A 6,994-nucleotide genomic window follows, 5' to 3' on the forward strand; every position below is an offset into this window, starting at 1 on the left:
TCGAAAGCCGGTGTCTATCCGAGGCGAATGCGACGAATGACGAGGAGCGCTCGATATCCTCTGGGCATCGGGAAGAGCCGCCATACCGTTTCGCTTTACGCCACAAGGCGAGCAAAGGCCTCAGCGATTGCGAACCAGAGGCGTGCGTCTCGGCCAGGGCGTCTTCTTTCTCTCCCGCACGAAGGTGAAAAGGCCGGAAAGACCGACAAGCGTCATGCCGCCAAGCGCGATCGCATCCGGGTATTCGGCGAAGAAGACGGCGCCCAGCACCGTCGCCCAGACGATCTGGCTGTATTGGGTCGGCGCGACGGAGGCGGCCGAGGCGAGACGCGTCGCAAAGACGAGACCGGTATGGCCGAGGCCCGAACACAGTCCCGCAAAGACCAGCAGCCACCATATATCGGCGCCGGGCATCTTGAAATCGCACAGCATCAGGACGCCGTTCAGCGCCGCCGAGGCGACGAGAACCGCGCCAATAATGGTGATCCGCCGCTCGCTCGCCCCGATGCGTCTGAGGACGAGGACCGTGCCCGCACCGCAGGCTGCACAAGCGATGGCGGCGAAATGGCCCGGCAGGATGGCCTGAAAGCCCGGCCGCACGACGAGAAGCGTGCCAAGGAGGCCGACGACGACGGCGCTCCAGCGCTTCCAGCCGATATCCTCCTTGAGGAATATCCGCGAAAAGACGGTCACGAAGATCGGCAGAAGGAAGATGAGGGCATAAGCCTCGGCGAGCGGCAGCGATGTGAAGGCGATGATGCCGGCGATCGTACCACCGGCGCCGAAGGCCATCCGCAGCGCCATCAGGCCCGGATTGGCGATCCGAAACGTATCGGCCCAGGAATCCTCGGGACGCTTGGTGAAGAGCGCCGGCAGAAAGGCAAAGAGCGAAACGAAGAAGCCGATCTCATAGACCGGCAGGCTCGGACCGAGCGCCTTCAGGGCGGCATCGCCGCAGGCAAAGACAAAATAGGCAAGAAAGGCCAGGAGGATTCCGGTCTGCATGGGGAGAGGATCGGCTCTTTGCGGGCGGCGCGGAACGGGGCGCGGGGCGAGCTTTAACGAAGAGGCCGGGCGCTGCCCAGCACCAGGCCGAGAATTCGCCAGATGGAGCCATCTGAAAATTGCATAGCTGAGATGCGAAAAATGCAACTCTAGACGAAATGATTTGCCAGCAGGCGGGCTCGCAAGGTCCGAGAGATCATGAAAAAGGACGGCGAGGGGAAGCCGTCCTTTTTCATTCTGCGGGGTGCGATCGAGGGGGATGATCGCTTGGGGGTGCCTGAACAACGGGGCCGTCAAAGCTTGGTTCCGGTATGACGCGAAAAAAATCGGCCGCTTTAAAAAAAAGTCGGCTCCATCCGATCCGGCGAACAGCTGCGATAGCTTTTCTTCATCATAGGTTCAGACGCCAAATGCCTATGGGGGAGCGCGTGAAACCAGAGACAGTCAATGGGCGTATCTAAGGTGCAAGGACTTTGTTAGGCTGCCTTCGCTCAGGTGTTTCGGCAGGTCGATATGGACCCGACGACCCTCCGTGCGACGCTCGAGTACGATTGAGATCGATTGAGATCGATTGCCGCGGAGCAATTCGTCGGCTTAATGTCACGCTTGCGCAGAGTTATGTTCGGCAAAGCGCTTCGGATCGGGACCGGAAATGGACAGAGCTGAGATGTCCGAGACCATGGCGCAGGGCCTCTCGCCCGACGATGTTGCGAGCGAGGAAGCCGCACAGCCTGCCCAAGAGCGCTTTTCCGCCGAACTCGTCGTGCGCGGTCAATCGGAGGCCCGTCGCCTCGTCGAGGAGATCGCCCCGACCCACATTCTCTCGATCCTGACGCCCGGCCGCGCCAATCTCGGTCCCAAGGGCTTTCCCGAAGAGCGTCATCTCGTCGTCAGTTTCGCCGATGTGGAGTCGGCAAAGGATACGGATGCCCCGAACGAAGACATGGTGCGACGTTGCCTGGCTTTCGCCCGCGCCATTCCGGCCGAGGGCCGGCTTCTGGTCCACGGGCTGCAAGGGGTGAGACGAGCGCCGGCCATGGGCCTCGGCCTTCTGGCGGACCGGCTTTCTCCGGCCGAGGCGGCCCAGGCGCTCAGCCCCGCCTGTAGTCAACCGGCCGATCCCCAGTCCCTGGTCATCGCCCTTTTCGACAAGGTGCTGGGACTCGACGGCCAGCTGAAAGCTGCCGCCGCCGCGCGTTTCGTGCCGGGTCGCAACACGCTGCGCCGCCGCATCGCCGGCGAATAGCGTCAGCTGGGCCCTGGAGGCGGACATTTACCGCTGGGGCACCATTCGCCGTTCTGGATGGCACAACCGCCCTGCAGATTGCCGGACGACTTGTTATATACGAGCTCATGAGCCTCTATCCTGCCGCAGCGCCGGCCGCGCCCCGATCCACCGACGCCCGTCTCGTCGCCGTTCTCGGGCCGACCAACACCGGCAAGACCTTCCTTGCGATCGAGCGCATGGTCGCCCATTCGTCCGGAACGATCGGCCTCCCCTTGAGGCTTCTCGCCCGGGAGGTCTATTCGAGGGTCTGCGAAAGGGTGGGCGCGGCCCATGTCTCCCTCGTCACCGGCGAGGAAAAGATCACCCCGCCCCATGCGCGCTATTCGGTCTGTACGGTCGAGGCAATGCCGCGCAAGCCGGGCACGGCGTTCGTCGCCATCGACGAGGTGCAGCTCGCCGCCGATCTCGAACGCGGCCACATCTTCACCGACCGCATTCTGAATGCCCGCGGCTATGAGGAGACCATGCTGCTCGGCTCGGGCACCATGGCGGGCGTTCTCGCCAAGCTCTTGCCCGGCATTCAGACGACGACGCGTCCACGCCTGTCGCATCTTGCCTATGCGGGCCAGAAGAAGATCACGCGCCTGCCGCGCCGCACGGCCATCGTCGCCTTCACGGCCAACGAGGTCTATGCGATCGCCGAGCTGATCCGGCGCCAGCGCGGCGGGGCGGCCGTCGTCCTCGGTGCACTCAGTCCGCGCACGCGCAACGCCCAGGTCGAGCTCTACCAGAATGGCGAGGTCGATTTTCTGGTCGCCACCGATGCCATCGGCATGGGCCTCAATCTCGACGTCGATCACGTCGCCTTCGCGCAAGATTGGAAATATGACGGCTTCCAGTTTCGCCAGCTGACACCGGCCGAATATGGCCAGATCGCGGGCCGGGCCGGGCGTCATCTGCGCGACGGGACCTTCGGTGTGACGGGTCAGGTCGATCCGCTGCCGGGCGAGCTCGTCGAAGCCCTGGAGGGACACAGTTTCGCGCCGGTGCGCGTTCTCCAATGGCGCTCGTCGAATTTCGACTTCTCCTCCGTCGACGCCCTGAAGGCCAGTCTCGACACCGCCCCACCCCAGGGCGAACTCGCCAAGGCCCTGCCGGCGGTCGACCAACGGGCGCTCGAATTCCTGTCCCGCGAGCCGGACGTCATGGACAAGGCGACGAGCCCGAAGACGGTGGAACTTCTTTGGGAAGCCTGCAAGCTGCCGGATTATCGGCGCATCGCTCCCGCCCAGCATGCCGAGATCATCGCCACGATCTATGCCGACCTCGCCACGCGCGGGAAGGTCGCCGAGGATTATATGGCGACCCAGGTTCGCCGGGCCGACCGCACCGATGGCGAGATCGATACGCTCTCCCAACGGATCGCGGAAATTCGCACCTGGACCTATATTTCGCATCGGCCCGGATGGTTGGCCGATCCGACACACTGGCAGGAAAAGACGCGGGACATCGAGAACCGCCTTTCCGACGCCTTACACGAGCGGTTGACGAAACGCTTCGTAGACCGCAGGACAAGCGTCTTGATGAGGCGGCTGAGAGAGAACGCGTTCATGGAAGCAGAGATCGGCAGCGACGGGACGGTGATGGTGGAGGGCCATGCCGTGGGCGAGCTGCAGGGATTCCGCTTTACGATCGATACGAGCGCCGAGGGGCAGGACGGCAAGGCGGTGCGTGCCGCTTCGCAAAAAGCCCTTGCTGGCGAGTTCGAAAAGCGGGCCGAGCGCTTTGCCAATGCGCCCAACGGCGATTTCGCGCTGGGCTCGGACGGGCTCGTGCGCTGGCTGGGCGCCCCTGTGGGGGTTCTGGCGGCAAGCGACGACCCTTTGAAGCCTCGGATCGTCCTTCTGGCCGACGATCAGCTGACCGGTCCCGCGCGCGACAAGGTCGTTGCCCGGATCGAGCGCTTCATCGCCTATCAGATCACCACGCTCTTGAAGCCGCTGGTCGAATTGAAGGACGGCGAGGGTCTCGAAGGCGCGGCCAAGGGCATCGCCTTCCAGCTCTATGAGAATTTCGGTCTCCTGCAGCGCCGCGAGGTGTCCGAGACCGTGCGCGGCCTCGACCAGCAGTCGCGCGCGGCGCTTCGCCGGCTCGGCGTGCGCTTCGGCGCCTATCACATTTTCGTGCCGGCTCTCATCAAGCCGGCCCCCGCCGGGCTCGTCACCCTGCTCTTTGCCGTCCACAAGGATGCCAAGGATCGGCCGGGCTATGGCGAAGTGCCGGGCCTTCTGGCGACGGGACGCACATCGGCCGTCGCCGATACGTCCTTCGACCCGGTCTTTTACGGTCTGGCGGGCTATCGCCTGCTCGGTCGGCGCGCCGTGCGCATCGATATTCTGGAGCGTCTCGCCGATCTGATCCGCCCGGCGCTCTCCTGGAAGCCCGGCGAAGGCAAGCGGCCGGAAGGTGGCTACAATGGCGGCCAGTTTCTGGTCACGCCGCCAATGATGTCGATCCTCGGCGCGACCGCCGAGGATATGGAGGAGATCCTGAAGGGTCTCGGCTATCGCGCCGAGCCGAAGGATCTCACCAGCGTCGAAGCCGAAATCGCGCGCTACGATGCCGAGGCTCAGGCCAAGATCGAGGCCGACCGCGCCGCCGCGGCTGCAGCCGCTGCCGAAAAGGCCGCCATATCGCAAAGCGAAGGCGAGGCCACAAGCGAAGCCCCAACCGAGGCATCGGCCGAAGCCGCACCCAGCGCGGAAACCGCGAGCGAAGGCGCTATAGACGAGACACCTGCGGCCGAGAGCGGGGACGAGACTGCTGCTCAGCCGGCTCCGTCACCAGTGACGGACGCACCGGCTGCCGATGCGGAGACGGCCACGGACGCGCTGTCGATGGCCGAAACGTCCGAGGCGGTTCAGACGCCCGATGCAAGCTCAACGAGCGACGAGACACCCAGCGAAGCCGCGCCTGCCGACGAGGTACCGGTGTCTTCGGGCGAGACGACCACGCTCGAGGCGGCGAGCGAAGCATCGAGCGAGGACGCCCCCGTGACGTCCGAGACGGAAACGAGCGCACCGGCGGAGCCGGAAGAGCCCAAGACCGTTCTCGTCTGGCGCCAGAACCGCAGCGAACGTGGTGGCCGTGGCCAGCGTCACGGCGGTCCGCGTCATCGTCAGGGCGGCGCTCCGGCAGATCGGCGCGGCGGCGATGGCGAGCGCCCGGCCCGCGGCGCGGAAGGCGGCGAACGGCCCCCACGCCATCAGCATGGCAAGCCGGGTCAAAAGCCCTTCAACAAGGGCGGCGGCAAGAAGCGCTTCGACAAGGATCGGGACGAACGGCAGGACGAGCGCCGCTTCGGCCATAAGGGTCCGCAAGGCGGTGGCCGCACTCAGGGCGGCGCGGGCGGTGGCAACGCCAAGCCCCAGCGCATCGACCCGGATTCGCCCTTCGCCAAACTCGCACAGCTGAAGGACAAGCTTGGCAAATAAGGCCGTCTCTCGCGATGCTGCCGGGGAACCGGCGGCAAGCGCTCAGCGCATCGACAAATGGCTGGTCTTTGCCCGGATCGTGAAGACGCGGAGCATCGCCCAGAAGCTCGTCGAGGGCCGAAAGGTGCGGCTCAATCGGGACAAGATCGACAATCCGGCCCGCAATCTGCGGGTCGGCGACGTGCTGACGGTCAGCTATGGCGGCCGGGTGCGGGTCCTGAAGGTCGAAGGCTTTGCCGAGCGGCGCGGCCCGCCGGGCGAGGCCCAAGGGCTCTATGTCGACCTCTCCCCCGACATCGCGACATCAGAACAGGATGCGCCCGAGATCGGCGAGGACGCTGAGGACGAGGCTTGAAGACCGGGACACTTCACCGCTCCGTCCAGCCTTTTCGATCACGCCGGAACGGCTTTGCGCCGAACCCACAAAGCGTGAGAGGAAATTTTCTTGTCAGTCGCGCGTGGAGTGTCTAGGCACGCGAAGACTGACGACCGGCAGACAATATATAGGCCGGCGACGATCCCGGTTTCCTCGACTTCAACAGGAAACCGGCGTGATGAGGGACGGCCGCGGCTCGCCTTCGCGGCCCCGACAGTTTGAGGATTCCGCATGACCTATCTGGTGACGGACAACTGCATCAAGTGCAAATACACCGACTGCGTGGAGGTCTGTCCGGTCGACTGCTTCTACGAAGGCGAGAACATGCTCGTCATCCATCCGGACGAGTGCATCGACTGCGGCGTCTGCGAGCCGGAATGCCCGGCCGAGGCGATCAAGCCCGACACCGAGCCGGGCCTCGACCACTGGCTGAAGGTCAACACGGAATATGCGGCCAAATGGCCGAACATCACCATCAAGAAGGACCAGCCGGAAGACGCCGAAAAGTTCGACGGCGAGGAAGGCAAGTTCGAGAAGTATTTCTCTGCCGAGCCGGGCTCCGGCGACTGATACGGTATCCGACTGTTTCAGTCGGGCTCCGTATCAAAACCCGCGTGGCGCTTGAGCGTTTTGGAACTCCGTATCGCGAAGCGATCAAACGGATTTTGTATGAATTGAGTTTGGGCAAAAGCCGGCGGCTCGAAGGGGCGCCGGCTTTTCACGTTTTGGGTGGCATGAGTACGCCATCCAGAGAGCCTGCTGCCCTCATCAACTGCGGGCGTAGACATCCTCGATGCGCACGATGTCGTCCTCGCCCGTATAGCTGCCGACCTGGACCTCGATGAGCTTCAGGTCGATCTTGCCGGGATTGTGCAGCCGGTGGACGCAGCC

At 64.3% G+C, this 6,994-nt stretch carries 6 protein-coding genes; 4 read left to right on the forward strand and 2 right to left on the reverse strand.

Annotation, left to right across the window (positions count from 1 at the left end):
• Positions 1–120 precede the first annotated feature (120 nt).
• Complete coding sequence (locus tag B9A15_RS18695) at positions 121–1,005, reverse strand: DMT family transporter (RefSeq protein ID WP_084412048.1); 885 nt, start codon at positions 1,003–1,005, stop codon at positions 121–123.
• Positions 1,006–1,672: 667 nt separating this feature from the next.
• Here B9A15_RS18695 and B9A15_RS18700 point away from each other — a divergent pair.
• The 4 genes from B9A15_RS18700 (at position 1,673) to fdxA (ending at position 6,673) form a co-directional block, all read left to right on the forward strand.
• Positions 1,673–2,251: a phosphatase gene (locus B9A15_RS18700; RefSeq protein ID WP_139798484.1), complete on the forward strand. Its 579-nt coding sequence runs from the start codon at positions 1,673–1,675 to the stop codon at positions 2,249–2,251.
• Positions 2,252–2,358: 107 nt separating this feature from the next.
• On the forward strand, positions 2,359–5,727 hold the full coding sequence (locus B9A15_RS18705; protein WP_084412050.1) for a helicase-related protein: 3,369 nt from the start codon (positions 2,359–2,361) through the stop codon (positions 5,725–5,727).
• A complete protein-coding gene (locus tag B9A15_RS18710) occupies positions 5,717–6,082 on the forward strand; it encodes an RNA-binding S4 domain-containing protein (protein WP_084412051.1) in 366 nt (121 codons plus the stop codon). The genes B9A15_RS18705 and B9A15_RS18710 overlap by 11 nt, the downstream gene beginning before the upstream one ends.
• Before the next feature lie 252 nt (positions 6,083–6,334).
• Positions 6,335–6,673: a ferredoxin FdxA gene (gene fdxA, locus B9A15_RS18715; RefSeq protein WP_084412052.1), complete on the forward strand. Its 339-nt coding sequence runs from the start codon at positions 6,335–6,337 to the stop codon at positions 6,671–6,673.
• Positions 6,674–6,871: 198 nt separating this feature from the next.
• Here the strand turns inward: fdxA and B9A15_RS18720 are convergent.
• On the reverse strand, positions 6,872–6,994 hold a 123-nt coding region (locus B9A15_RS18720; protein WP_139798124.1), incomplete at its 5' end, for a cupin domain-containing protein.

This window comes from Fulvimarina manganoxydans, assembly GCF_900176465.1.
GTDB classification, from domain to species: domain Bacteria; phylum Pseudomonadota; class Alphaproteobacteria; order Rhizobiales; family Rhizobiaceae; genus Fulvimarina; species Fulvimarina manganoxydans.